This window comes from Escherichia sp. E2586, from assembly GCF_005781105.1.
Classification (GTDB): domain Bacteria; phylum Pseudomonadota; class Gammaproteobacteria; order Enterobacterales; family Enterobacteriaceae; genus Escherichia.
In genome coordinates this window covers 469447-492294 of the sequence record NZ_VATN01000009.1, presented here as the reverse complement: position 1 = coordinate 492294, position 22848 = coordinate 469447, and the positions used below count along the sequence as shown (strand labels likewise).

The following is a 22848-nucleotide window of genomic DNA, read 5'->3' as shown; positions in this document are numbered from 1 at the left end:
GATATCTTCATGACACTTCATCGCTTTAAGAAAATCGCCTTACTTAGCGCCCTTGGCATTGCCGCAATCTCTATGAATGTGCAGGCCGCAGAGCGTATTGCATTTATTCCCAAACTGGTTGGCGTGGGATTTTTTACCAGCGGTGGCAACGGCGCACAACAAGCGGGTAAAGAGTTGGGCGTTGATGTGACCTACGACGGGCCGACAGAACCCAGTGTTTCTGGTCAGGTACAGTTGATTAATAACTTCGTCAATCAGGGATATAACGCCATTATCGTTTCTGCGGTTTCGCCAGATGGTTTATGCCCGGCGCTGAAACGCGCCATGCAACGTGGGGTGAAAGTACTTACCTGGGATTCTGACACCAAACCGGAGTGCCGTTCTTACTACATTAACCAGGGAACGCCCGCCCAGTTGGGAGGTATGTTGGTGGATATGGCGGCGCGCCAGGTAAATAAAGACAAAGACAAAGTCGCGTTTTTCTACTCCAGCCCCACGGTTACCGACCAAAACCAGTGGGTGAAAGAAGCGAAAGCGAAAATCGCCAAAGAACATCCAGGCTGGGAAATTGTCACTACGCAGTTTGGCTATAACGATGCCACCAAGTCATTACAAACTGCCGAGGGGATATTAAAAGCCTATAGCGATCTCGATGTCATTATCGCCCCCGACGCCAACGCCCTGCCTGCTGCCGCGCAAGCCGCTGAAAACCTGAAAAATGACAAAGTTGCGATTGTGGGATTCAGTACGCCAAATGTGATGCGTCCGTATGTAGAGCGCGGCACGGTGAAAGAATTTGGCCTGTGGGATGTGGTTCAGCAAGGCAAAATTTCGGTCTATGTCGCAGATGCATTATTGAAAAAAGGTGCAATGAAAACGGGCGACAAGCTGGATATTCAGGGCGTAGGTCAGGTGGAAGTCTCGCCAAACAGCGTTCAGGGCTATGACTACGAAGCGGATGGTAATGGCATTGTACTGTTACCGGAGCGCGTGGTTTTCAATAAAGAAAATATCGGCAAATACGATTTCTGATGTGCATTACTTAACCGGAGTAAGTTATGGCAGATTTAGACGATATTAAAGATGGTAAAGATTTTCGCACCGATCAGCCGCAACAAAATATCCCTTTTACCCTCAAAGGTTGCGGTGCTCTGGACTGGGGAATGCAGTCTCGTTTATCGCGGATATTTAATCCGAAAACGGGTAAAACCGTGATGCTGGCCTTTGATCATGGTTATTTTCAGGGGCCGACTACCGGACTTGAACGCATTGATATAAATATCGCCCCACTGTTTGAACATGCCGATGTATTAATGTGTACACGCGGTATTTTACGCAGCGTGGTGCCACCCGCGACCAATAAGCCAGTGGTACTGCGGGCGTCAGGTGCGAACTCTATCCTTGCGGAATTAAGTAATGAAGCAGTGGCGTTATCGATGGATGACGCCGTGCGCCTGAACAGTTGTGCGGTGGCGGCGCAGGTTTATATCGGCAGCGAATATGAACATCAGTCGATCAAAAATATTATTCAGTTGGTCGATGCTGGAATGAAAGTGGGAATGCCGACCATGGCAGTCACTGGCGTGGGCAAAGATATGGTGCGCGATCAGCGTTATTTCTCGCTCGCGACCCGAATCGCCGCTGAAATGGGGGCGCAAATTATCAAAACCTATTATGTCGATAAAGGTTTTGAACGGATTGTTGCCGGATGTCCGGTACCTATTGTTATTGCTGGCGGTAAAAAATTACCGGAGCGCGAAGCGCTGGAAATGTGCTGGCAGGCTATCGATCAGGGCGCTTCTGGTGTGGATATGGGGCGAAATATTTTCCAGTCAGACCATCCGGTGGCGATGATGAAAGCCGTACAGGCGGTGGTTCACCATAACGAAACGGCTGATCGGGCATATGAACTCTATCTGAGTGAAAAACAGTAACTGCGGATTTAAGGAGAAGAATCATGCACGTCACACTGGTTGAAATTAACGTTCATGAAGACAAGGTTGACGAGTTTATCGAGGTCTTTCGCCAGAACCACCTGGGCTCGGTACAGGAAGAAGGTAATTTGCGCTTCGATGTCTTACAGGACCCGGAAGTGAATTCGCGCTTTTATATTTACGAAGCCTATAAAGATGAAGACGCAGTGGCGTTCCATAAAACTACGCCCCACTACAAAACCTGTGTCGCGAAACTGGAAGCGCTAATGACCGGGCCGCGTAAAAAACGTGTGTTCAATGGGTTGATGCCGTGAGGCGAATTCATCAGTTTTATCTACAATTGGGGTAACGCGCTGACGGGAGTAAAAAAATGTCTGACTGGAACCCCTCTTTATATCTGCTCTTTGCCGCTGAACGATCGCGTCCGGCGGTGGAGCTGCTTGCCAGAGTGCCGCTGGAGAATGTCGAATACGTTGCCGATCTTGGCTGTGGCCCAGGTAACAGCACCGCCCTGCTGCATCAACGTTGGCCTGCGGCCAGGATAACGGGCATCGACTCGTCTCCGGCGATGATTGCCGAAGCGCGCAGTGCTCTTCCAAAGTGTCAGTTTGTGGAAGCAGACATCCGCAACTGGCAACCGAAACAGGCACTTGATCTGATTTTTGCTAATGCCTCGCTGCAATGGCTGCCCGACCACTACGAATTGTTTCCTCATCTGGTTTCATTACTTAATCTCCATGGTGTGTTGGCAGTACAGATGCCAGATAACTGGCTGGAGCCGACCCATGTGCTGATGCGCGAAGTCGCCTGGGAACAAAATTATCCAGATCGCGGGCGTGAGCCGCTGGCTGGCGTTCATGCTTATTACGATATTTTGAGCGAAGCCGGATGCGAGATTGATATCTGGCGAACCACTTACTATCACCAGATGCCGTCGCACCAGGCGATTATTGACTGGGTGACCGCAACCGGATTACGCCCATGGTTGCAGGATCTGACTGAGAGCGAACAGCAGCATTTTCTTACGCGCTACCATCAGATGCTGGAAGAGCAGTATCCACTCCAGGAGAACGGGCAGATACTGCTGGCATTCCCGCGACTTTTTATTGTTGCCCGACGTACGGAGTAATTATCACGTCAGCTGGTAATGGCGATCGGGAAGAATTTTCGCTGGAATTTCTGCTTCATCGTTCATCTGTAACAGGTCAATTTCAATAGCGTTGCAGATGGCATCCAGTGGTAAATCGTTGTTTTCTGTACCGAACGGATCTTCAAGTTCTTCCGCCAGACAATCCAGCGAAATAAAGGTGTAGGAAATCAGCACAGAGATAAAAGGCGTCATGTAATGCAGATCCACGACCAGCGCGAACGGCAGCATGATACAAAACAGATAAACGGTACGATGCAAAATCAGGGTGTAGGCAAAGGGAATTGGCGTATAGGCAATGCGCTCGCAGCCTGCCAGAACCGCTGAAATATCATTAAGCCGATCGTTGAGGCTAATAAACAGGATATCTGAAAGTTGTCCATTGCGTCGCTGAACCGCCAACCACTCCCCCATTATCAACAAGATACGGTTAGCTGGAGTGTTTGAAGCCAGTACACGCTGAAGATCTTCGGCATTGAGATAATGTGCCAGCACTTCCGCCTGTGGTTGTTTGCGTAACGTCATGCGTAAACAGTGGGCGAAGGCGATTTGCAGTCGGGCAAACTCCCTTACACTTGCCGAATCTGGCAAAGTCGTTTTTACCTCACGCAATAATGACCGTGAAGCAATCATCAACTGCCCCCAAAGTTTGCGTGCTTCAACATAACGGGCATACCCCGCGTTATTACGAAAACCCAAAAAGATGGCGATGGCGACACCGAGAATGCTGAACGGTGCAAGGGTGAATTTGATGCCCAGATGCGTGTACCAGGGCAGCATGAAAATAACAGCGATAGAAAAGAGAAAATTGAGTAGTAAGCGCGAGGATATCTTGGATAATACTGAACCGTGCCAGACAAAAATACGGCGCAGCCAGTGTTGTTGTGGACGAACAATCATGGTTATCTTCAGGCGTGGAAAAGTCGCCCTATTAAACGTGATTACGATCACATTCTCAAGATGCTACTTACAAATTACCTACAAGCTTACAACATTAACAGGTGCTGCATGTGGCACCTGTTAATGATAAAGGCACATAGGATGTTGTAACTAATATAGTGAAATAAGAAACCCGGTCGAAACCGGGTTCAGAGTATTAGCACAACGGACGTACAGCTTCGCGCATCCCTTTTTCCAGAATGGAATCCAGGTCATTAGCAACCAGTTCGACCAGGCCAGGCACTTGCGTCAGGTCCTGTTCCCAGTGGTCTTTTTCTGCCAGCACAGTAGCGACCAGCTCCTGGGTGTCGATGATACGGTCACGATGCTGGCTCCAGAGTTGCTGATAACGTTCCAGCCAGTGGGCATCATCCTGAACCGGATACGCTTCCCCGTTACGTTCTCCACGATAGAATGCAATCAATGCGGCTAACGCGAAGGTCAGTCGGGCCGGAAGTTTACCGTTCACCTTCTGCCCTGCCAGCAACTGAGGCAGAATTCGGGTACGGAACTTAGTCATACCGTTGAGCGCGATGGAAAGCAGCTGATGCTTAATATACGGGTTACGGAAACGCCCGGTTACCGCACTGGCGAAAGATTCCAGTTCATCACGTGGCAAATCCAGTACTGGAATAATTTCTTCGTAGATGGCTTTCTCAACGAATGCACAAATTTCAGCATCGTTCATCGCTTCGCCTACAGTATCCAGCCCTGCCTGGAACGCAACTGGCACCAACGCGGTGTGTGCACCGTTGAGGATTGCCACTTTGCGCTCTTTATACGGTTTAATATCGTCAACAATCAGCACGTTGAGCGGATATTTGTCCAGACGCAGTTCAGTCGCTAAAGATTTCGGCCCCTGAATTACAAACAGGTAAAAGTGTTCAGCGGTATCGAGGAAACCATCGTGATACCCCAGTTCTTCTTCCAGTTTCGCCACTTCATCACGCGGATAACCGGTAACGATACGGTCCACCAGCGTTGAACAGAAGCTATTAGCCTGATCCAGCCATTGAATAAATGCTTCTGGTAGCGCCCACTCCTGCGCGTAGCGCAGAACCAGTTCACGCAGCGCATCGCCGTTATAGTCGATCAGTTCACACGGGATGATAATCCAACCTTTATCCAGCGCACCGTTGAAATGACTAAAACGTTCGAACAACAGGCGAGTCAGTTTTGCCGGATAGCTTACCGCTGGCGCGTCAGCAAATTTGTCGCCTGCATGGTAGCTGATACCTGCTTCGGTGGTGTTAGAGAAAACAAAGCGCATTTCCGGGTTGTGCGCCAGTTTCAGGAATTCATCGTATTCACTGTAGACGCTGATTTCACGATTAACAGAACGAATCAGACGCGCATCGCTGACCGCCTCGCCCTTCTCATTCAAACCACGAATGATGGTGGTGTACAGACCATCCTGAGTGCTCAGTGACGGCGGGAATGAAGTTTCAATCGGACGAACTACGACCACACCAGAATTCAGATCGGTGTGCTCATTCAGGAGATCAATTTGCCAGTCGACAAAGGCACGCAGGAAGTTACCTTCACCAAACTGAATGATACGTTCTGGATACTGTGCACCGGGAAAATCGCGACGATTTAGTGTTTTCACAATGGGTTCCCTTTTGATTAGTCATACAACCTGTTTGAATTGGTACGACAGGTTAGCAAACTTTGATACGCTGAACCCCTGTTTTGATCAACTCGCGGCGAACAATTCACATTTTTTGGCGAAAAATGTGCTGTTGGTCAAGGTTCCGGAAAGTGAAAGCTTGTAATCATGATTTCCGGTAAAAATGGGAAATGACAAAATTGGTAGAACAAATTAGATGTTCACCGCCAAAAAATCACAACCTGTCAGACAACTTCTTCGCCATAATGCATAGTGCTGGTTCGATTTCGCCCGTCTTTTTTCGAGCGATAAAGGCAAGTATCAGCTTCTACCATCAACTTGTTGAAATCATCGATTAACGTACGAAATGTTGCACTCCCACTTCCGACACCAATGCTAACCGTCAAATAAAGCGTTTTTTGTTGCCAGATAAACGGTTGCATTTCTACGCCTTTACGGATTTTTTCCGCCATCAGCAGACCATCCACAGGATTCACTGAAGGCACTGCAACAGCAAATTCTTCGCCGCCCATCCGCGCCACCAGCCCTTTATCACCAACTATCTTCTGTATATGCCGGGCAAACACGCTTAAAACTTTATCGCCACATTCATGACCATAGTTGTCGTTTATGCTTTTGAAATAGTCGATATCAAGCAGCATCACCGTCAGATGTTGTGTCTGTTGTAGTGACGGATTTTTTAATGCCTCAAAAAGACCTGAGCGCGAGTAAACCTGGGTGAGAAAATCAAAATCGGCACGCAGAGAAACTTGCTTAACCAGCGAATTAATTGCCGCCACGCTAAAGGAAACCATGATTGGGCAAATTGCCATGGTAGCAATCCCCAGACGAGCGGAGAACATTTGTGGGATAGAGAACGGCGAACCGACGGCGATATCTATCACCGAATTTGCCACCAGCACGATTTCCACCGCGCCCGTCAAAAAAGTCAGCAAACACGTTACCTGCGGGGTATAGCGTACCGCACACCAGATCAATGCAGGCAGTGGGAACGCCAGACTCCCCGCCCCGCCAATCACCACAGAGGCAATCACCGATACAATGAGCGCAATAAACGGCATCATCTGTTCTGCTTTAAAGCGTGGCAACGCCCTGGGGATCGCCAGCGTCAACATACACGGAACAATTAACACGCCCGTCGAAAACTGTTCGCTAAACCAGTCAGCAAGTAAGGGCCAAAAATCCAGACTATCAATACTTACTGAACCAACCGCCCCGACAATTGCGCATAATAATGCGGCTATAAGGCAATAATTAAACAAGCGTAAGGCACTTACTGGCTCATACTTATTTTTCCCCAGTCGCTTATCCCTCAGCACTAACCGAGCCACGGTCACAATAAACATCATATTGGACAAGTTGATGACCAGTGAAACTAAACCCCATTCGGTAGTCATCGCATCATAAGCCATCATCGCCACGTAACTGATTGCATAGTAATGCAGCCGATTGAGCCAGACATACCGGGCAAAAACCCCTGCCATCACACCATTCAGCGGCCAGAAGAGAGAGAGTTCATGAACCAGACGTAACTCTGCACCAACAAAATAGAACAGCGTGGTTAGCGCAAAAATCGCGATGCTGTTACGTAGCAAATGGCCTTCCAGGAACAAATGGAAAGTTGAGATGGGGTGTACACGCATTAATTATCTGTCCATACAATTGCAGGCTGCAATTATTTTAACGCAATAAGTAAATTCTCATAAAGGATAGCATGTTCACTGGCAGCGGTGACAAATAAAGATATTAATCCGATACGGCTTTGTCGAAATCTGACATTCTTATGGCTGATTCATCTGAATAACCAGCCAGTGGTAGATAACCGTCACAATATAACGTTGTTGTTCCTCACTTAACGAAACACCCTGCGGAATGTTGTGCCACTTAGCCAGACAGCCGCGACAACATGTTGCTGTAGCATGCTGGGCAATAAACACCGGATGCCCGCGCATTGGAGTTTGCTTGCCATCGTTCGCCGGTAAGGCCGGGGCAAGACGTTTAGCGACAAAATCCGCCGCATGTTGTTCGATAACCGGCGCGCCCTTCTCCAGACAATACTGACGCTCCTTCACGCCTAAACGAAAGCGGGAGCGAAATTTTGAACGGGATAAACGCGCGAAGAGTGGATCAAGAGACTGCATTAGTAAACCGAGCGTCCTAATTGTTTCGTCAATTGTTCAAGTACTGCAATACCGGCAAGAGAGTTACCTGCGTCATCCAGTTCCGGACTCCAGACCGCAATGGCCATTTCATGTGGGACGATCGCCACAATACCGCCACCAACGCCAGATTTCGCCGGAAGTCCCACCCGCCAGGCAAACTCGCCCGCGTTCTGGTACATACCACTGGTTGCCATCAGCGCGTTAATTTGTCGCGCCTGCATTGGCGTTACCACCGGCTCATCGATATGAATAGCCTTCCCCTGATTTGCCAGAAAGACAAACGTTCGGGCCAGCTCAACGCAGCTCATTTTTAGTGCACAGTAGTGAAAGTAGTTTTGCAGTACTGTTGTCACATCATGATGGAAATTGCCAAACGACTTCATCAGCCAGGCTATCGCCGCATTTCTCGCAGAATGCTCGAACTCTGAACGCGCTACCACCGTATCGTAGGCAATATCAGACACGCCGCTTAGTCCACGCACCACTTCCAGCATACGTTGCCGTGGGGCGCTTAATCGCCCTTGCAACATGTCGCAGACCACCAGCGCACCGGCATTAATAAAAGGATTTCGTGGAATACCCTGTTCCATTTCCAGTTGGACCAGAGAATTGAATGGCGATCCCGACGGATCCTTGCCTACACGTTGCCAAATCTCTTCTTCGGAGTAATGACGCATTGCAACAACGAGGCTGAGCACTTTAGAAATAGACTGAATTGAAAAACGCTCTTGCGCGTCTCCGGCCTGAAAAAGCTGCCCGTCAACGGTACAGATAGCAATGCCCAGTCGGGAACCCTCTACCGTTGCCAGTGCCGGAATATAATCCGCGACTTTCCCCCGACCAATTAGCGGTCGTACTTGCCGCAAGATGTTTTCTAAGATTGCATTATCCATGGCGACTGCCACTCTCTGCTCCTTGCTCGCAGGTCTGAAAAGACCTGCGAGTATAACAGAGCTAAATATGTGACGTCAGATCCGGTCTTTCCATACCGTCTGGATATTACAGAACTCATGTAACCCAAAATGGGAAAGCTCACGACCAAAGCCGCTCTTCTTCACACCGCCAAACGCTACCCGTGCATCACTGGCGCTGAAACCATTGATAAACACCCCTCCACATTCCAGACGTGCTGCCATTTTTTTCGCCAGTGCTTCATCAGAGGTAATAATGGTTGCAGAAAGTCCAAACTCGCTGTCATTAGCCAGTTTAAGTGCATGTTCAGCATCTTTCGCAATGGTGATTGCCGCGACGGGTCCAAACAATTCTTCACGAAACGCGGTCATTTCTGGCGTGACGTCTGCGAGAACCGTTGCCGGATAGTAGTTTCCTGCGCCTGCTACCTTTTCCCCTCCGAGTAACAGACGGGCGCCCTGTGCCAGCGATTTTTCAACCTGATGATGTAGCTCATCACGCAAATCGAAACGCGCCATCGGTCCGAGGTCGTTTTCCTCATGACTCGGATCGCCCATTTTCAACGCCGATACCGCCGCCACAAAACGTTCGGTAAATGCAGAGGCAATCCCCTCTTCGAGGATAAAGCGTTTTGCTGCTGCACAAACCTGCCCGGTATTCTGATAACGTCCGGCAACCGCGGCTTTCACGGCCAGGTCCAGATCGGCATCGTTAAGCACAATAAACGGGTCGGAACCGCCCAGTTCAAGCACACATTTTTTCAGCGCCGCCCCAGCCTGCGCGCCAATGGCTGCTCCCGCACGGACACTTCCGGTGACGGTAACCGCAGCAATGCGCGGGTCTTTAATCATCTGGCTTACACCGTCATTGTCGGCATTCAACCAGCCATATACGCCTTGTGGGATACCTGCATCGTTAAAGACCTGAGCAATTAACTGTGCACAGCCCATCACATTTGGCGCATGCTTAAGCAAATAACCGTTACCTGCCAGGATAATGGGAACAGCCCCTCGCATCACCTGCCATAACGGAAAGTTCCACGGCATAATCGCCAGGATCGTCCCCATAGGACGATATTCAATAACCGCTTGCTGATTTTCTACCTGCGTAGGTTCGCTCTTCAGCATTGCCGGGCCATGCTCTGCATACCAGTCGCACAAGTTTGCCGATTTCGCCACTTCGGCACGCGCCTGTTTGATCGGTTTCCCCATTTCTCGAGTGATCATTTGCGCCATCTCTTCGCTACGGGCGCGCAAAGCCTTACCGAGATCACGCAGTTTTTCTGCGCGATAATCTACGTTTGTTACGCGCCAGTCGCTAAAGCCTGCCGCTGCGAGCCGAAGTGCGTGTTCAATATCGTCAGCGCCAGCCCACGGCAGTGCAGAAAGTTGTTCGCCATTGGCTGGATTTATTGAAATAGCATGGGTAAGCGGAGTAATGGTCATCCGGGTATCTCCTTCGTGAGTTATGGTGTGAAGATACGCAGATTTACTCTTTCGTTAAAATGAATAATATTAAGTCACTTGTTCACGAATCGAGAATGCTATGGATCTGACCCAACTGGAGATGTTTAACGCCGTTGCCGAGGCTGGCAGCATTACCCAGGCGGCAGCAAAAGTGCATCGTGTGCCATCTAACCTGACTACCCGTATCCGCCAGCTGGAAACAGAACTCGGCGTGGAACTGTTTATTCGCGAGAATCAGCGTTTACGTCTCTCTCCTGCCGGGCATAATTTTTTGCGCTATAGCCAACAAATTCTCGCGTTGGTCGACGAAGCGCGAAATGTTGTTGCTGGCGATGAGCCACAAGGCTTGTTTTCTCTCGGTTCGCTGGAAAGCACCGCAGCGGTACGCATCCCAGCTACACTGGCAGAATTTAACCGTCGTTATCCTAAAATTCAGTTTTCCCTTTCCACTGGCCCTTCCGGAACTATGCTGGACGGTGTACTTGAGGGAAAACTGAATGCGGCATTTATTGATGGTCCGATTAACCATACAGCCATTGACGGGATGCCGGTGTACCGCGAGGAGTTGATGATCGTTACGCCGCAAGGACATACTCCCGTTACCCGCGCTAGTCAGGTTAATGGTTGTAATATCTATGCCTTCCGCGCTAACTGCTCGTATCGCCGCCACTTTGAGAGCTGGTTTCATGCCGACGGCGCAGCGCCGGGGACAATTCATGAGATGGAGTCATATCACGGTATGCTGGCCTGTGTAATCGCCGGAGCGGGAATTGCGCTTATTCCTCGTTCCATGCTGGAAAGTATGCCGGGGCATCATCAGGTTGAAGCCTGGCCATTAGGTGAGCAATGGCGTTGGTTAACGACATGGCTGGTCTGGCGTCGTGGCGCGAAGACTCGTCAGCTTGAGGCGTTTATTGAACTGCTTGACACATCGCTGGAACAGCATGAAGCGGCAAAATGAGATGTGGATCACAAAGTCATTGTATTCACATCATTAACCGTTTTAAGATCATTTCATCACCTTTTCGCAACTCACCCGATAATCTGTTATGACAACAAACACTGTTTCCCGCAAAGTGGCGTGGCTACGGGTAGTTACGCTGGCAGTAGCCGCCTTCATCTTCAATACTACCGAATTTGTCCCTGTTGGCCTGCTTTCTGACATTGCGCAAAGTTTTCACATGCAAACTGCTCAGGTCGGCATCATGTTGACCATTTATGCATGGGTAGTAGCGCTAATGTCATTGCCTTTTATGCTAATGACCAGTCAGGTTGAACGCCGCAAATTGCTGATCTGCCTGTTTGTGGTATTTATTGCCAGCCATGTGCTGTCATTTTTATCGTGGAGCTTTACCGTTCTGGTGATCAGTCGAATCGGCGTTGCTTTCGCACATGCTATTTTCTGGTCGATAACGGCGTCTCTGGCGATTCGCATGGCGCCAGCAGGTAAACGAGCGCAGGCGTTGAGTTTAATCGCTACCGGTACAGCACTGGCAATGGTATTAGGTTTACCCATTGGTCGAATTGTGGGGCAATATTTCGGCTGGCGAACGACGTTTTTTGCCATTGGTATTGGAGCGCTTATCACCCTGCTATGCCTGATTAAGTTACTTCCATTACTCCCCAGCGAGCATTCCGGGTCGTTAAAAAGTCTTCCGCAACTGTTCCGCCGCCCGGCATTGATGAGCATATATTTGTTGACGGTAGTGGTGGTTACCGCGCATTACACGGCATACAGCTATATCGAGCCTTTTGTGCAAAACGTAGCTGGGTTCAGTGCCAATTTTGCTACAGCATTGCTGTTAATGCTCGGAGGCGCAGGCATTATTGGTAGCGTGATTTTCGGCAAACTCGGCAATCAGTATGCGTCTACGCTGGTGAGTGCGGCAATTGCGTTATTGCTGGTGTGCCTGGCGCTACTGTTACCTGCGGCGAACAGTGAGATGCACCTCGGCGTACTGAGCGTTTTCTGGGGGATTGCGATGATGATCATCGGCCTTGGGATGCAGGTAAAAGTGCTGGCGCTGGCACCGGATGCTACCGACGTTGCGATGGCGCTATTTTCGGGGATATTCAATATTGGTATCGGCGCCGGGGCGCTGGTGGGTAATCAGGTGAGTCTTCACTGGTCGATGTCGATGATTGGCTATGTTGGCGCGGTGCCTGCTCTCGCTGCGTTAATATGGTCAATTGTCATATTCCGCCGCTGGCCAGTGAAACTCGAAGAACAGACACAATAGTTGAAAGGCCCATTCGGGCCTTTTTTAATGGTACGTTTTAATGATTTCCAGGATGCCGTTAATAATAAACTGCACTCCCATACACACCAGTAAGAAGCCCATCAGGCGGGAGATCGCTTCAATTCCCCCCTTGCCCACCAGCCGCATAATTGCGCCAGAGCTACGTAGGCTTCCCCACAAAATGACCGCAACCAGAAAAAAGATCAGCGGCGGCGCAACCATCAGTACCCAGTCTGCGAAGGTTGAACTCTGACGTACTGTGGACGCCGAACTGATGATCATCGCAATGGTCCCCGGTCCAGCGGTACTTGGCATTGCCAGTGGAACAAAGGCGATGTTGGCACTGGGTTCATCTTCCAGCTCTTCGGATTTGCTTTTCGCCTCCGGTGAGTCAATCGCTTTTTGCTGGGGGAAGAGCATACGGAAACCAATAAAAGCGACAATTAAGCCGCCAGCAATACGCAGACCGGGAATCGAAATCCCGAATGTGTCCATCACCAGTTGTCCGGCATAGTACGCCACCATCAAGATGGCAAAAACATATACCGAGGCCATTAATGACTGACGATTACGTTCGGCGGTGTTCATGTTACCCGCAAGCCCGAGAAACAACGCTACGGTGGTTAACGGGTTAGCTAACGGCAATAACACCACCAGCCCCAAGCCTATCGCTTTAAACAAATCTAACATTGGTGGTTGTCATCCTGTGTCGCTAGTTACCTGCGAAAAGTATAAAGGGTAAACAAGGAGAAAGTTTCACTCTTTAACTAATCTTGCAGCACACTGCGCAATACTTGAACCGATTTAGCAAATCGTGGCATCGAGGGATTCATTCGTTTGACTTATACTTGCCTGGGCAATATTATCCCCTGCAACTAATTACTTGCCAGGGCAACCATTGTGAAAAGTACCAGCGACCTGTTCAATGAAATCATCCCATTAGGTCGCTTAATCCATATGGTTAATCAGAAGAAAGACCGTCTGCTTAACGATTATCTGTCACCGCTCGATATCACCGCGGCACAGTTTAAAGTGCTCTGCTCTATCCGCTGCGCAGCATGCATTACTCCCGTTGAGCTGAAAAAAGTCCTTTCGGTTGACCTTGGCGCGCTGACCCGCATGTTGGATCGACTGGTTTGCAAAGGCTGGATTGAGCGGTTGCCGAACCCGAATGACAAGCGCGGCGTGTTGGTGAAACTCACCAGCAGTGGCGCGGCAATATGTGAACAATGCCATCAATTAGTTGGCCAGGACCTGCATCAAGAATTAACAAAAAACCTGACGGCGGACGAAGTGGCAACGCTTGAGCATTTGCTTAAGAAAGTCCTGCCGTAAACAAAAAAAGAGGTATGACGATGTCCAGACGCAATACTGACGCTATTACCATTCATAGCATTTTGGACTGGATCGAGGACAACCTGGAATCACCACTGTCACTGGAAAAAGTGTCAGAGCGTTCAGGTTATTCCAAATGGCACCTGCAACGGATGTTTAAAAAAGAAACCGGCCATTCATTAGGTCAATACATCCGCAGCCGTAAGATGACAGAAATCGCGCAAAAGCTGAAAGAAAGCAACGAGCCAATCCTCTATCTGGCAGAACGTTATGGTTTCGAGTCACAGCAAACGCTGACTCGCACCTTCAAAAATTACTTTGATGTTCCGCCACATAAATATCGGATGACCAATATGCAGTGCGAGTCGCGGTATTTGCATCCATTGAACCATTACAACAGTTAATAAAAATGTGACAACGTCACTGAGGCAATCATGAAACCACTTTTATCCGCAATGGTAACCGCGCTTATTCTGTTTTCCGCGCAGAGCTTTGCGGAGCAAACCTCGCAACCGGTCGTTACTTCCTGTGGCGATGTGGTGATTGTTCCCCCATCGCAGGAACAACCACCGTTCGATTTAAATCACATGGGTACAGGCAGTGACAAATCGGATGCGCTGGGCGTGCCCTATTACAACCAACACGCCATGTAGTTTATTCAGGCCCCGGCATATCGGGGCTTGTTAGCCTCTCATCTTCACCGCTTTACGCCACTGCAAACCAAACACATTGATATACAGTCCGGTCATAATAAGCACGGCCCCTAAGAATTGCAGACCTGTTAGGCGTTCATCCAGCAGTAACGCTGCACTTGCCAGACCGACTACCGGCACCAGTAATGATAAGGGTGCGACACGCCATGTCTCATAGCGTCCAAGCAGCGTACCCCAGATCCCGTAACCAACTATCGTCGCCACAAATGCCAGATACATCAACGCCAGAATGGTGGTCATGTCGATAGTGACCAGACTGTGAATCATTTTTTCGGCGCCATCGAGAATGAGCGAGGCGACAAAAAACGGGATTATCGGGATTAATGCGCTCCAGACGACCAGAGACATCACTGCCGGACGGGATGAATGAGACATGATCTTTTTATTGAAGATATTGCCACTCGCCCAACTAAATGCCGCCGCCAGGGTCAAAATAAAACCGAGCATCGCCACATGCTGACCGTTAAAGCTATCTTCGATTAACACCAGTACACCAAAAATCGCTAACGCAATCCCCGCCAGTTGCTTACCGTGCAGCCGTTCGCCAAAAGTAAAAGCACCGAGCACGATAGTAAAAAACGCCTGAGCCTGTAAGACCAGCGAGGCTAGCCCTGCCGGCATACCGAAGTTAATGGCGCAAAAGAGAAAGGCAAACTGCGCAAAACTGATGGTTAAACCATACCCCAGCAGTAAATTCAGCGGTACTTTTGGTCGCGCCACGAAAAAGATTGCCGGGAAGGCGACCAGCATAAAGCGTAAACCGGCCAGCATCAGCGGTGGCATGTTATGGAGCCCCACTTTGATGACCACAAAATTAAGCCCCCATACAACGACGACTAATAGCGCCAACAACCCATCTTTCCGCGACATTTTCCCGCCTCTGAATTTTCATTTTTTGTCAGCAATCAACTTAGCTGAATTTACTTTTCTTTAACAGTTCATTCGTTAATCACCGTTTACCACGGCATTAATGGCAAATAAGTCGCTATACTTCGGATTTTTGCCATGCTATTTCTTTACATCTCAAAAACAAAACATAACGAAATGCATTGTCGGACAGCCAAATGAACTTATCTCTGAGACGCTCTACTTGCGCCCTTCTCGCCTCGTCGTTGTTATTAACTATCGGACGCGGTGCCACGCTGCCATTTATGACTATTTACTTGAGTCGCCAGTACAGTCTGGGTGTCGATCTCATTGGTTATGCGATGACAATTGCGCTCACTATTGGTGTCGTTTTTAGCCTCGGTTTTGGTATCCTGGCGGATAAGTTCGACAAGAAACGCTATATGTTACTGGCAATTACGGCCTTCGCCAGCGGTTTTATTGCCATTCCCCTGGTGGACAGCGTCACGCTGGTGGTACTTTTTTTCGCACTCATCAACTGTGCCTATTCCGTTTTTGCCACTGTATTGAAAGCCTGGTTTGCCGACAATCTTTCATCCACCAGCAAAACGAAGATCTTCTCGATCAACTACACCATGCTCAATATTGGCTGGACCGTCGGCCCGCCACTCGGCACGCTGTTGGTCATGCAGAGCATCAATCTGCCCTTTTGGCTGGCAGCTATCTGCTCTGCGTTTCCCATGTTATTCATTCAAATTTGGGTAAAGCGCAGTGAGAAAATCATCGCCACAGAAACAGGCAGCGTCTGGTCGCCAAAGGTTTTGTTACGGGATAAAGCGCTGCTGTGGTTCACCTGCTCTGCCTTCCTGGCATCTTTCGTGAGCGGTGCCTTTGCCTCTTGTATCTCGCAATATGTGATGGTCATAGCGGATAGTGGTTTTGCAGAAAAAGTGGTCGCAGTGGTTCTGCCTGTTAATGCCGCTATGGTAGTTACGTTGCAGTATTCCGTTGGGCGGCGTATTAACCCGACCAACATACGCGCGCTGATGACGGTAGGCACACTCTGTTTTGTCGTCGGTCTGGTCGGTTTTATTTTTTCCGGAAACAGCCTGCTATTGTGGGGAATTTCAGCCGCGGTATTTACTGTTGGTGAAATTATTTATGCTCCCGGTGAGTATATGTTGATTGACCATATTGCGCCGCCTGGAATGAAAGCCAGCTATTTTTCCGCCCAGTCATTAGGCTGGTTGGGGGCAGCGGTAAATCCATTAGTGAGTGGTGTTGTGCTGACCACTCTCCCGTCTTCCTCGCTGTTTATCATCCTGGCGGTAGTCATCATTGCCGCGTGGGCGCTGATGTTAAAAGGTATTAACGCCAGACCCCAGGGGCAGCCAGCACTCTGTTGACATTCGTGCCGTGCCACTACTGGCACGGCTTTGCTAATCATTATTCTGAGGCAAAGGCATAGCCTTCATCTTCCCAACCGGTTATCCCGCCGAGCATGATTTTAACCGGCTTTCCGAGTCGAGCCAGTTTGAGTGCCGCACGGTCTGCACCATTACAATGTGGCCCCGCGCAATACACCACAAATAGCGTATCGTCCGGCCATTCGGCCATTCTTTCTGCGGTCATTTGCTTATGGGGTAAATGGAGAGCGCCTGGGATATGCCGACGAGCGAAGTCCTCTTCACGACCAACCACATGAAGTAAAACGAAATCATCGCCAATATAAGCCAGAGAGTCATGAACATCGGCACAATCTGTTTCGACACTCAAGCGCGCGAGAAAATGCGCCTCAGCAACTTCTGGCTTCGCTGTGGTAAATTCAGTGACATAACGCATAGTGCTTTTTCCTTTTGGTTTGTTGTGTTAACAATAATGTAACCAATCTACTTTTCACTGACCGCCTCCCGATATGCCAGAAAAGAGCAAAATGATGACAACGTTACAACGCCCGCTGGTCGTTGCACTGGCTTATGACGGGCTATGTACTTTCGAATTTGGCGTAGCCGTTGAAATATTCGGCCTGCCACGACCGGAACTGGGCGATAACTGGTATCGTTTTGCCGTTGCTGCGGTAGAGCCTGGTGCGCTGCAAGCCACCGGGGGGATCCACGTGGTGGCAGATGGAGGGCTGGAATTATTGCCCAACGCCGATATGGTTATTATTCCTGGCTGGCGTGGAATAGATGCAAAAGTGCCAGAGATGCTATGTCAGTCATTGCGCGAAGCACACCAGCGCGGTACCCGCCTGGTATCGATATGCTCTGGCGTGTTTGTCCTTGCCGCTGCGGGCCTTCTTCACCAGCGAAAAGCGACCACCCACTGGCGCTACACTGAACAACTCCAGCACCGTTACCCTTCAATCAGCGTAAGTGACAATGTGTTATATCAGGATGAAGGACAAGTGATGACCTCCGCCGGAAGCGCCGCGGGGATCGATCTGTGTTTACATATCGTGCGCAAAGATTTTGGCCATGAGATTGCTAATAATGTCGCCCGACGGCTGGTCATACAGCCACATCGCCAGGGGGATCAACCACAAAATCTGACGCGCCCAATGGCCTCACCGCGTGAAAGTCAGACGTTAGGTGCATTATTCGACTTTTTGCAGCAGAATCTGGCACAAACACATACTGTGTCTTCCCTCGCCGAGCGGGTAAATATGAGTCCGCGCACTTTTTTGAGACGTTTTGAGGCCTTAACCGGCATGACGCCCGCCCGCTGGCTGCTCAATGAGCGCTTAATACGAGTTCAGGATTATCTGCAAAATTCGGCTTTTAACATCGATAAAATTGCCGAGCTGACGGGTTTTGGCAATTCAGCGTTATTGCGTCATCACTTTCACCAACGTTTTTTATTATCCCCTTCGCAATATCGTAAAAACATCCATTCCCCATCACAATAACCGCCTGATTCAGCCTTTGTTTAGGTAATCTCTGCTAATATCTTTCTCATTGAGATGAAAATTAAGGTAAGCGAGGAAACACACCACACAATAAACGGAGGAAAATAATGTTGGGTAATATGAATGTTTTTATAGCTGTTCTGGGAATAATTTTATTTTCTGGCTTTCTGGCCGCATATTTCAGCTACAAATGGGATGACTAATGAACGGAGATAATCCCTCACCTAACCGGCCCCTTGTTACAGTTGTGTGCAAGGGGCCTGATTTTCTGACGGCAAAAAAAACCGCCAGTAAACCGGCGGTGAATGCTTGCATGGATCGATTTGTGTTTTGCTTTTACGCTATCAGGCATTTCTCTGCGCTGGTAACGGTTCTTTGACACAGTAGCATTATTTTTCTCAATGAATGTTAAACAGAGCTTAAACTCGGGCTATCACACTCTGCTCGTCAATAAACATGCAGCGATTTCTTCCGGTCTGCTTGCCTTCGTACATTGCTCTGTCAGCCCTTCCAATAACCACATCCAACGGTTCTTCAGGAAACGCGCGGCTCACGCCAGCGGTCACTGTTATTGGGATATGTCCGCCAGGATGCGCTATGGCATGGTTATCGACTAACTGACAAATACGTACCCCAGCACGACACGCCTCAGCATCATTTTGCGCTTTGATGATAATAATAAACTCTTCACCACCATAGCGATAAACCGTATCGTAGTCACGCGTCCAACCGGCTAAGTAAGTCGCCAGGGTTCGTAATACCACATCACCGATTAAATGTCCGTAGGTATCATTAACCAGTTTAAATCGGTCTATATCCAGCAGCATTAAATAAAGATTTAATGGTTCAGCATTACGTAATTGATGCTCAAAGGATTCATCAAGTACCCGACGGCCAGGTAATCCCGTCAATACATCCATATTGCTACGAATAGTCAGCAAATAAATTTTGTAATCTGTTAATGCTGCGGTAAAAGAAAGCAACCCTTCCTGAAATTCCTCAAAATGAACTTCCTGCCAGCGATTTTCGACAATAGCCAGCATTAATTCCCGGCCACAGTTATGCATATGCTGATGGGTAGAATCTATTATCCGAACGTAGGGTAATTCATCACTATCGAGTGGTCCATGATGATCAAGCCACCGACCAAACTGGCACAGTTCATAAGAATGGTTATCCGTAATTTCTGGCCGACTGGTATCCCTCGCTACCACGCTATGAAACATACTCACCAGCCACTGGTAATGGGCATCGATAGCCTTATTGAGATCTAACAAGATAGCATCGATTTCCGTTGTCTTCTTGATCATTGCCACTCCTTTTTCACAATTCCTTGTGCGCTCTATTATAACGAGAGAAAAGAAAATTTATGTCAACAATTCCATAGAAAAAACATTAATTAATGGATAAAAATATAACAGCGTGATTTAAAACAAAATAAACAGAAAAAAGTGATTAAATCTGTCAGAACACGTTAAATTCAAGCCAGAAGATATAATACCGATTATGCCAAAGAGAAGAAGGTAATGGCCTGAAAGGTTAGGGCTTTTGGCAGTATTATAAATCCAATTATTTCTGCAAATGTACGCAGATCCCGGATAACTAAAAAAGAAATGAACAGCATATTATAATATAGCACCGGACTGGATGTAGCCCGGTGCTATATGGGGGAATTATACGTTCAAGCCGCGATGTTGCAGCATCGGTGTAATCTGTGGTGCCTTACCTCGCCACTGGCGATACAAACGTTCTAAATCTTCGCTATTACCTTTGGAAAGGATAGCGTCGCGAAAACGTTGCCCATTTTTACGCGTTAAACCGCCTTCCTCGACAAACCATTGATAACCATCGTCTGCCAGCATTTGCGTCCACAGATACGCGTAGTAACCCGCCGCATATCCGCCACCAAAAATGTGAGCGAAATAACTGCTGCGATAACGCGGCGGTACAGCGGGAAGATCCATGTTTTCCGCCGCCAGCGCCCGAAGCTCGAAATCGTCCACGTCCTGGCGTGCTTCATTCTCCTCCAGACAATGCCAGCGCATATCAAGAAGTGCTGCGCTAAGTAACTCGCTCATCTCGTAGCCCTTATTAAACAGGCTGGCATTGCGCATTTTCTGTTGTAACTCTTCCGGCATGGTTTCTCCGGTTTGGTAATGCCTCGCATAGCGAGAGAATACCTGCGGATTTGTCGCCCAGTGTTCGTTTATTTGTGAAGGGAACTCGACGAAATCACGCGGCGTGTTGGTGCCAGAAAGCGTCGCATAACGTTGGCTGGCAAACAGGCCGTGCAGCGTATGACCAAATTCATGGAATAAGGTTATAACATCGTCCCACAATAACAATGCAGGTTCGCCTGTCGCTGGTTTCTGATAATTGCAAACATTGTAAATAACGGGACGTGTTTCATTGAGCGTGGATTGCTCAACAAAATTCCCCATCCACGCGCCGCCGCTTTTGGAATCACGGGCAAAGAAATCACCGTAAAATAGCGCAAGCCCGACTCCATTATGGTCAAATATTTCCCATACGCGCACATCCGGGTGATAGACAGGTATATCAAAGCGCTCGACAAATTTAATGCCGAAAAGCTGGTTGGCAGTCCAGAATACTCCCTCATTCAACACCGTGTTCAATTCGAAATAAGGTTTGAGCTGCGCTTCATCGAGACAGAATTTCTCGCGTCTTACCTGCTCGGCATAAAATGCCCAGTCCCACGGCTGGACGCTAAATCCGCCTTGCGGCTTTTCGATAACCGCCTGAATAGACGACAGTTCATCGTCTGCTCGCTTACGCGCGGCCGGGACAATTTCACGCATGAAGTTAAGTGCTGCTTCGGGGGTTTTTGCCATCTGGTCGGCGATTTTCCACGCAGCATAATGAGGGAAACCAAGCAGTTTCGCCTGCTGCGCGCGGATCTCCACTAGCCGTTGAATAATGGCACGGGTATCGTTAGCGTCATTTTTTTCTGCCCGCGTCCAGCCCGCAGTAAACAGTTTTTCACGCGTCGCGCGATCGCGCAGTTCGGCAAGCGCCGGTTGCTGGGTGGTATTCAGTAGTGGGATAAGCCACTTGTTATCCAGACCTTTCTCGCGCGCTGCATCCGCCGCCAGGGCAATATCTTGCTCACTCATCCCCGCCAGTTGCTCAATATCGTCAACCACCAGCCCACCGGATTTGTTCGCCGCTAATAACCGCTGGTTAAACTGACTGATGAGGGTCGCAGCCTCTGTATTCAGCACTTTTAATTTTGCCTTATCGGCCTCTGCAAGTCTGGCCCCGGCAAGAACAAAACGTTGATGAATCACCTCGACCAGTCGAATGGATTCGCTATCAAGACTCAGAGATTCACGGCGCTGCCAGATGGCATCGACCCGAGCGAACAATTCGCCGTTCAGGTAAATGTCATTAGCCAGTTCCGCAAGTTCTGCCGAGAATTGTTCATCAAGACGCTGTAATTCATCGTTGGTATGCGCCGAGGTCATAGCGAAGAAGACGCTGGTTACACGTGTGAGTAATTCCCCGCTCTTTTCAAGAGCCAGAATAGTGTTAGTAAAATCGGGCGTCTGCGGGTTTAACGCTATCGCTTCTATCTCAGCCCGCTTTTGCCGCATCCCCTCGTCGAATGCCGGGCGATAGTGATGATTTGCAATCTGATCAAAATGGGGCGCCATATAAGGCAGCGTGCTCTGCGTAAGAAAAGGATTCGTCGTTGACATTTTCTACTCCTGAAAACGAGGTGTTCCATAGCGTAGGCTTACTGATAACGGAGTGCAATGTTGCAAACCAGTATTACCCGCTCTTAAGCATCACGTGCTATGTTAGTGACACACAAAAGCGTTGAGGAACAGTGAGATGATCGTATTAGTAACTGGAGCAACGGCAGGTTTTGGTGAATGCATTACTCGTCGTTTTATTCAACAAGGGCATAAAGTTATCGCTACTGGTCGCCGTCAGGAGCGGTTGCAGGAGTTAAAAGACGAGCTGGGAGATAATTTGTATATCGCCCAACTGGACGTCCGTAACCGCGCCGCCATTGAAGAAATGCTGGCATCACTTCCTGCCGAATGGAGTGAGATTGATATTCTGGTGAACAATGCTGGACTGGCGCTGGGTATGGAACCTGCACATAAAGCGAGCGTTGAAGACTGGGAAACCATGATTGATACCAACAATAAGGGCCTCGTGTATATGACGCGGGCAGTCTTGCCGGGCATGGTTGAGCGCAATCGTGGTCACATTATTAACATTGGTTCAACGGCGGGTAGCTGGCCATATGCAGGTGGCAATGTCTACGGCGCGACAAAAGCGTTTGTTCGTCAGTTCAGCCTGAATCTACGCACAGATCTGCACGGTACGGCAGTACGTGTCACAGACATCGAACCGGGACTGGTAGGCGGCACCGAATTTTCCAATGTCCGTTTTAAAGGCGATGACGGCAAAGCAGAAAAAACCTATCAAAATACCGTTGCGCTGACGCCAGAAGATGTCAGCGAAGCCGTCTGGTGGGTAGCCACTCTTCCCGCTCACGTTAACATCAATACCCTGGAAATGATGCCGGTTACCCAAAGCTATGCCGGGTTGAATGTCCATCGGCATTAATTTTTATACCCGGC

Annotated in this window: 24 protein-coding genes and 1 pseudogene; 14 read left to right on the top strand and 11 right to left on the bottom strand. The window is 49.0% G+C overall.

Annotated elements, in window-relative coordinates; translation table 11 throughout:
* Positions 1–9: 9 nt before the first annotated feature.
* Genes lsrB through tam form a run of 4 tightly spaced genes read left to right on the top strand, consistent with a single transcriptional unit; the run spans position 10 to position 3063 of the window.
* Positions 10–1032 (top strand): autoinducer 2 ABC transporter substrate-binding protein LsrB, encoded by a 1023-nt coding sequence (lsrB, locus tag FEK50_RS12335; RefSeq protein ID WP_131161900.1) that lies wholly within the window; start codon positions 10–12, stop codon positions 1030–1032.
* Positions 1033–1058: 26 nt separating this feature from the next.
* Positions 1059–1934 carry a 3-hydroxy-5-phosphonooxypentane-2,4-dione thiolase gene (lsrF, locus tag FEK50_RS12330; RefSeq protein ID WP_000774178.1) on the top strand — a complete coding sequence of 292 codons (876 nt, stop codon included), beginning with the start codon at positions 1059–1061 and terminating at the stop codon, positions 1932–1934.
* Positions 1935–1957: 23 nt separating this feature from the next.
* The gene (gene lsrG, locus FEK50_RS12325; protein WP_130209237.1) at positions 1958–2248 is read left to right on the top strand and encodes a (4S)-4-hydroxy-5-phosphonooxypentane-2,3-dione isomerase; all 291 of its coding nucleotides are present in this window, start codon (positions 1958–1960) and stop codon (positions 2246–2248) included.
* Between the two features lie 56 nt (positions 2249–2304).
* Positions 2305–3063 carry a trans-aconitate 2-methyltransferase gene (tam, locus tag FEK50_RS12320; protein ID WP_131161901.1) on the top strand — a complete coding sequence of 253 codons (759 nt, stop codon included), beginning with the start codon at positions 2305–2307 and terminating at the stop codon, positions 3061–3063.
* A gap of 3 nt (positions 3064–3066) precedes the next feature.
* Here tam and FEK50_RS12315 read toward each other — a convergent pair whose 3' ends face one another.
* The 6 genes from FEK50_RS12315 to sad form a co-directional block, all read right to left on the bottom strand.
* Positions 3067–3981, bottom strand: coding sequence for a bestrophin family protein (locus FEK50_RS12315; RefSeq protein ID WP_130260624.1), 915 nt, complete (start codon positions 3979–3981; stop codon positions 3067–3069).
* A gap of 196 nt (positions 3982–4177) precedes the next feature.
* Positions 4178–5629, bottom strand: coding sequence for a tagaturonate reductase (gene uxaB, locus FEK50_RS12310; RefSeq protein WP_131161902.1), 1452 nt, complete (start codon positions 5627–5629; stop codon positions 4178–4180).
* 245 nt (positions 5630–5874) lie between these two features.
* Positions 5875–7293, bottom strand: a complete 1419-nt coding sequence (locus FEK50_RS12305; RefSeq protein WP_131161903.1) for a diguanylate cyclase — start codon at positions 7291–7293, stop codon at positions 5875–5877.
* Positions 7294–7431: 138 nt separating this feature from the next.
* A complete protein-coding gene (locus FEK50_RS12300; RefSeq protein ID WP_001191034.1) occupies positions 7432–7791 on the bottom strand; it encodes a DUF4186 domain-containing protein in 360 nt (119 codons plus the stop codon).
* A complete protein-coding gene (gene glsB / locus FEK50_RS12295) occupies positions 7791–8717 on the bottom strand; it encodes a glutaminase B (protein WP_130260621.1) in 927 nt (308 codons plus the stop codon). The genes FEK50_RS12300 and glsB overlap by 1 nt, the downstream gene beginning before the upstream one ends.
* Positions 8718–8780: 63 nt before the next feature.
* A complete protein-coding gene (gene sad / locus FEK50_RS12290; protein ID WP_131161904.1) occupies positions 8781–10169 on the bottom strand; it encodes a succinate-semialdehyde dehydrogenase in 1389 nt (462 codons plus the stop codon).
* A gap of 100 nt (positions 10170–10269) precedes the next feature.
* Between sad and FEK50_RS12285 the strand changes: the two genes are divergently transcribed.
* On the top strand, positions 10270–11151 hold the full coding sequence (locus tag FEK50_RS12285; protein ID WP_130219101.1) for a LysR family transcriptional regulator: 882 nt from the start codon (positions 10270–10272) through the stop codon (positions 11149–11151).
* Positions 11152–11239: 88 nt separating this feature from the next.
* Positions 11240–12430, top strand: a complete 1191-nt coding sequence (ydeA, locus tag FEK50_RS12280) for an L-arabinose MFS transporter (RefSeq protein ID WP_130260618.1) — start codon at positions 11240–11242, stop codon at positions 12428–12430.
* Between the two features lie 24 nt (positions 12431–12454).
* On the opposite strand, the gene marC is transcribed toward ydeA, so the two are convergent.
* Positions 12455–13120, bottom strand: coding sequence for an NAAT family transporter MarC (gene marC / locus FEK50_RS12275; protein ID WP_130209251.1), 666 nt, complete (start codon positions 13118–13120; stop codon positions 12455–12457).
* A 210-nt stretch (positions 13121–13330) separates the two neighbouring features.
* Here marC and marR point away from each other — a divergent pair, with 210 nt between their 5' ends.
* Genes marR through marB form a run of 3 tightly spaced genes read left to right on the top strand, consistent with a single transcriptional unit; the run spans position 13331 to position 14418 of the window.
* Positions 13331–13765: a multiple antibiotic resistance transcriptional regulator MarR gene (gene marR, locus FEK50_RS12270; RefSeq protein WP_130209253.1), complete on the top strand. Its 435-nt coding sequence runs from the start codon at positions 13331–13333 to the stop codon at positions 13763–13765.
* Positions 13766–13785: 20 nt separating this feature from the next.
* A complete protein-coding gene (gene marA / locus FEK50_RS12265; protein ID WP_130209255.1) occupies positions 13786–14169 on the top strand; it encodes an MDR efflux pump AcrAB transcriptional activator MarA in 384 nt (127 codons plus the stop codon).
* Between the two features lie 30 nt (positions 14170–14199).
* Positions 14200–14418, top strand: coding sequence for a multiple antibiotic resistance protein MarB (gene marB / locus FEK50_RS12260; RefSeq protein ID WP_130209257.1), 219 nt, complete (start codon positions 14200–14202; stop codon positions 14416–14418).
* 30 nt (positions 14419–14448) lie between these two features.
* On the opposite strand, the gene eamA is transcribed toward marB, so the two are convergent.
* Complete coding sequence (gene eamA, locus FEK50_RS12255; protein ID WP_131161905.1) at positions 14449–15348, bottom strand: O-acetylserine/cysteine exporter; 900 nt, start codon at positions 15346–15348, stop codon at positions 14449–14451.
* 194 nt (positions 15349–15542) lie between these two features.
* On the opposite strand from eamA, the gene ydeE reads away from it, so the two are divergent.
* Positions 15543–16730 (top strand): efflux MFS transporter YdeE, encoded by a 1188-nt coding sequence (gene ydeE, locus FEK50_RS12250; RefSeq protein ID WP_130260616.1) that lies wholly within the window; start codon positions 15543–15545, stop codon positions 16728–16730.
* A 40-nt stretch (positions 16731–16770) separates the two neighbouring features.
* On the opposite strand, the gene FEK50_RS12245 is transcribed toward ydeE, so the two are convergent.
* The gene (locus tag FEK50_RS12245) at positions 16771–17166 is read right to left on the bottom strand and encodes a rhodanese-like domain-containing protein (RefSeq protein WP_001271101.1); all 396 of its coding nucleotides are present in this window, start codon (positions 17164–17166) and stop codon (positions 16771–16773) included.
* Positions 17167–17260: 94 nt separating this feature from the next.
* Here FEK50_RS12245 and ftrA point away from each other — a divergent pair, with 94 nt between their 5' ends.
* The 3 genes and pseudogenes from ftrA (at position 17261) to FEK50_RS24515 (ending at position 18537) form a co-directional block, all read left to right on the top strand.
* Entirely contained in the window at positions 17261–18232 is a 972-nt protein-coding gene (gene ftrA / locus FEK50_RS12240) for a transcriptional regulator FtrA (RefSeq protein ID WP_131161935.1), read from the top strand.
* 107 nt (positions 18233–18339) lie between these two features.
* Positions 18340–18435 carry a protein MgtS gene (mgtS, locus tag FEK50_RS12235; RefSeq protein ID WP_064529968.1) on the top strand — a complete coding sequence of 32 codons (96 nt, stop codon included), beginning with the start codon at positions 18340–18342 and terminating at the stop codon, positions 18433–18435.
* Positions 18435–18537, top strand: a pseudogene (locus tag FEK50_RS24515) (hypothetical protein). Before mgtS ends, FEK50_RS24515 begins: the two are co-directional and overlap by 1 nt.
* Positions 18538–18651: 114 nt before the next feature.
* Here FEK50_RS24515 and FEK50_RS12230 read toward each other — a convergent pair.
* Positions 18652–19542: a diguanylate cyclase gene (locus FEK50_RS12230; protein ID WP_131161906.1), complete on the bottom strand. Its 891-nt coding sequence runs from the start codon at positions 19540–19542 to the stop codon at positions 18652–18654.
* Positions 19543–19905: 363 nt separating this feature from the next.
* Positions 19906–21951, bottom strand: a complete 2046-nt coding sequence (dcp, locus tag FEK50_RS12225) for a peptidyl-dipeptidase Dcp (RefSeq protein WP_131161907.1) — start codon at positions 21949–21951, stop codon at positions 19906–19908.
* A gap of 136 nt (positions 21952–22087) precedes the next feature.
* Here dcp and ydfG point away from each other — a divergent pair, with 136 nt between their 5' ends.
* Positions 22088–22834: a bifunctional NADP-dependent 3-hydroxy acid dehydrogenase/3-hydroxypropionate dehydrogenase YdfG gene (gene ydfG / locus FEK50_RS12220; RefSeq protein WP_130260613.1), complete on the top strand. Its 747-nt coding sequence runs from the start codon at positions 22088–22090 to the stop codon at positions 22832–22834.
* The last annotated feature ends 14 nt before the right edge of the window (positions 22835–22848 follow it).

Bases quoted from the DNA above. Each gene is read 5' to 3' on its own strand.
- lsrB (WP_131161900.1), top strand. From the start codon at position 10: ATGACACTTCATCGCTTTAAGAAAATCGCCTTACTTAGCGCCCTTGGC.
- FEK50_RS12245 (WP_001271101.1), bottom strand. From the start codon at position 17,166: ATGCGTTATGTCACTGAATTTACCACAGCGAAGCCAGAAGTTGCTGAG.
- FEK50_RS12315 (WP_130260624.1), bottom strand. From the start codon at position 3,981: ATGATTGTTCGTCCACAACAACACTGGCTGCGCCGTATTTTTGTCTGG.
- dcp (WP_131161907.1), bottom strand. From the start codon at position 21,951: ATGTCAACGACGAATCCTTTTCTTACGCAGAGCACGCTGCCTTATATG.
- ydfG (WP_130260613.1), top strand. From the start codon at position 22,088: ATGATCGTATTAGTAACTGGAGCAACGGCAGGTTTTGGTGAATGCATT.
- sad (WP_131161904.1), bottom strand. From the start codon at position 10,169: ATGACCATTACTCCGCTTACCCATGCTATTTCAATAAATCCAGCCAAT.
- marA (WP_130209255.1), top strand. From the start codon at position 13,786: ATGTCCAGACGCAATACTGACGCTATTACCATTCATAGCATTTTGGAC.
- tam (WP_131161901.1), top strand. From the start codon at position 2,305: ATGTCTGACTGGAACCCCTCTTTATATCTGCTCTTTGCCGCTGAACGA.
- mgtS (WP_064529968.1), top strand. From the start codon at position 18,340: ATGTTGGGTAATATGAATGTTTTTATAGCTGTTCTGGGAATAATTTTA.
- FEK50_RS12300 (WP_001191034.1), bottom strand. From the start codon at position 7,791: ATGCAGTCTCTTGATCCACTCTTCGCGCGTTTATCCCGTTCAAAATTT.
- lsrG (WP_130209237.1), top strand. From the start codon at position 1,958: ATGCACGTCACACTGGTTGAAATTAACGTTCATGAAGACAAGGTTGAC.
- FEK50_RS12305 (WP_131161903.1), bottom strand. From the start codon at position 7,293: ATGCGTGTACACCCCATCTCAACTTTCCATTTGTTCCTGGAAGGCCAT.
- ydeA (WP_130260618.1), top strand. From the start codon at position 11,240: ATGACAACAAACACTGTTTCCCGCAAAGTGGCGTGGCTACGGGTAGTT.
- marB (WP_130209257.1), top strand. From the start codon at position 14,200: ATGAAACCACTTTTATCCGCAATGGTAACCGCGCTTATTCTGTTTTCC.
- FEK50_RS12230 (WP_131161906.1), bottom strand. From the start codon at position 19,542: ATGATCAAGAAGACAACGGAAATCGATGCTATCTTGTTAGATCTCAAT.
- marC (WP_130209251.1), bottom strand. From the start codon at position 13,120: ATGTTAGATTTGTTTAAAGCGATAGGCTTGGGGCTGGTGGTGTTATTG.
- lsrF (WP_000774178.1), top strand. From the start codon at position 1,059: ATGGCAGATTTAGACGATATTAAAGATGGTAAAGATTTTCGCACCGAT.
- ydeE (WP_130260616.1), top strand. From the start codon at position 15,543: ATGAACTTATCTCTGAGACGCTCTACTTGCGCCCTTCTCGCCTCGTCG.
- FEK50_RS12285 (WP_130219101.1), top strand. From the start codon at position 10,270: ATGGATCTGACCCAACTGGAGATGTTTAACGCCGTTGCCGAGGCTGGC.
- ftrA (WP_131161935.1), top strand. From the start codon at position 17,261: ATGACAACGTTACAACGCCCGCTGGTCGTTGCACTGGCTTATGACGGG.
- eamA (WP_131161905.1), bottom strand. From the start codon at position 15,348: ATGTCGCGGAAAGATGGGTTGTTGGCGCTATTAGTCGTCGTTGTATGG.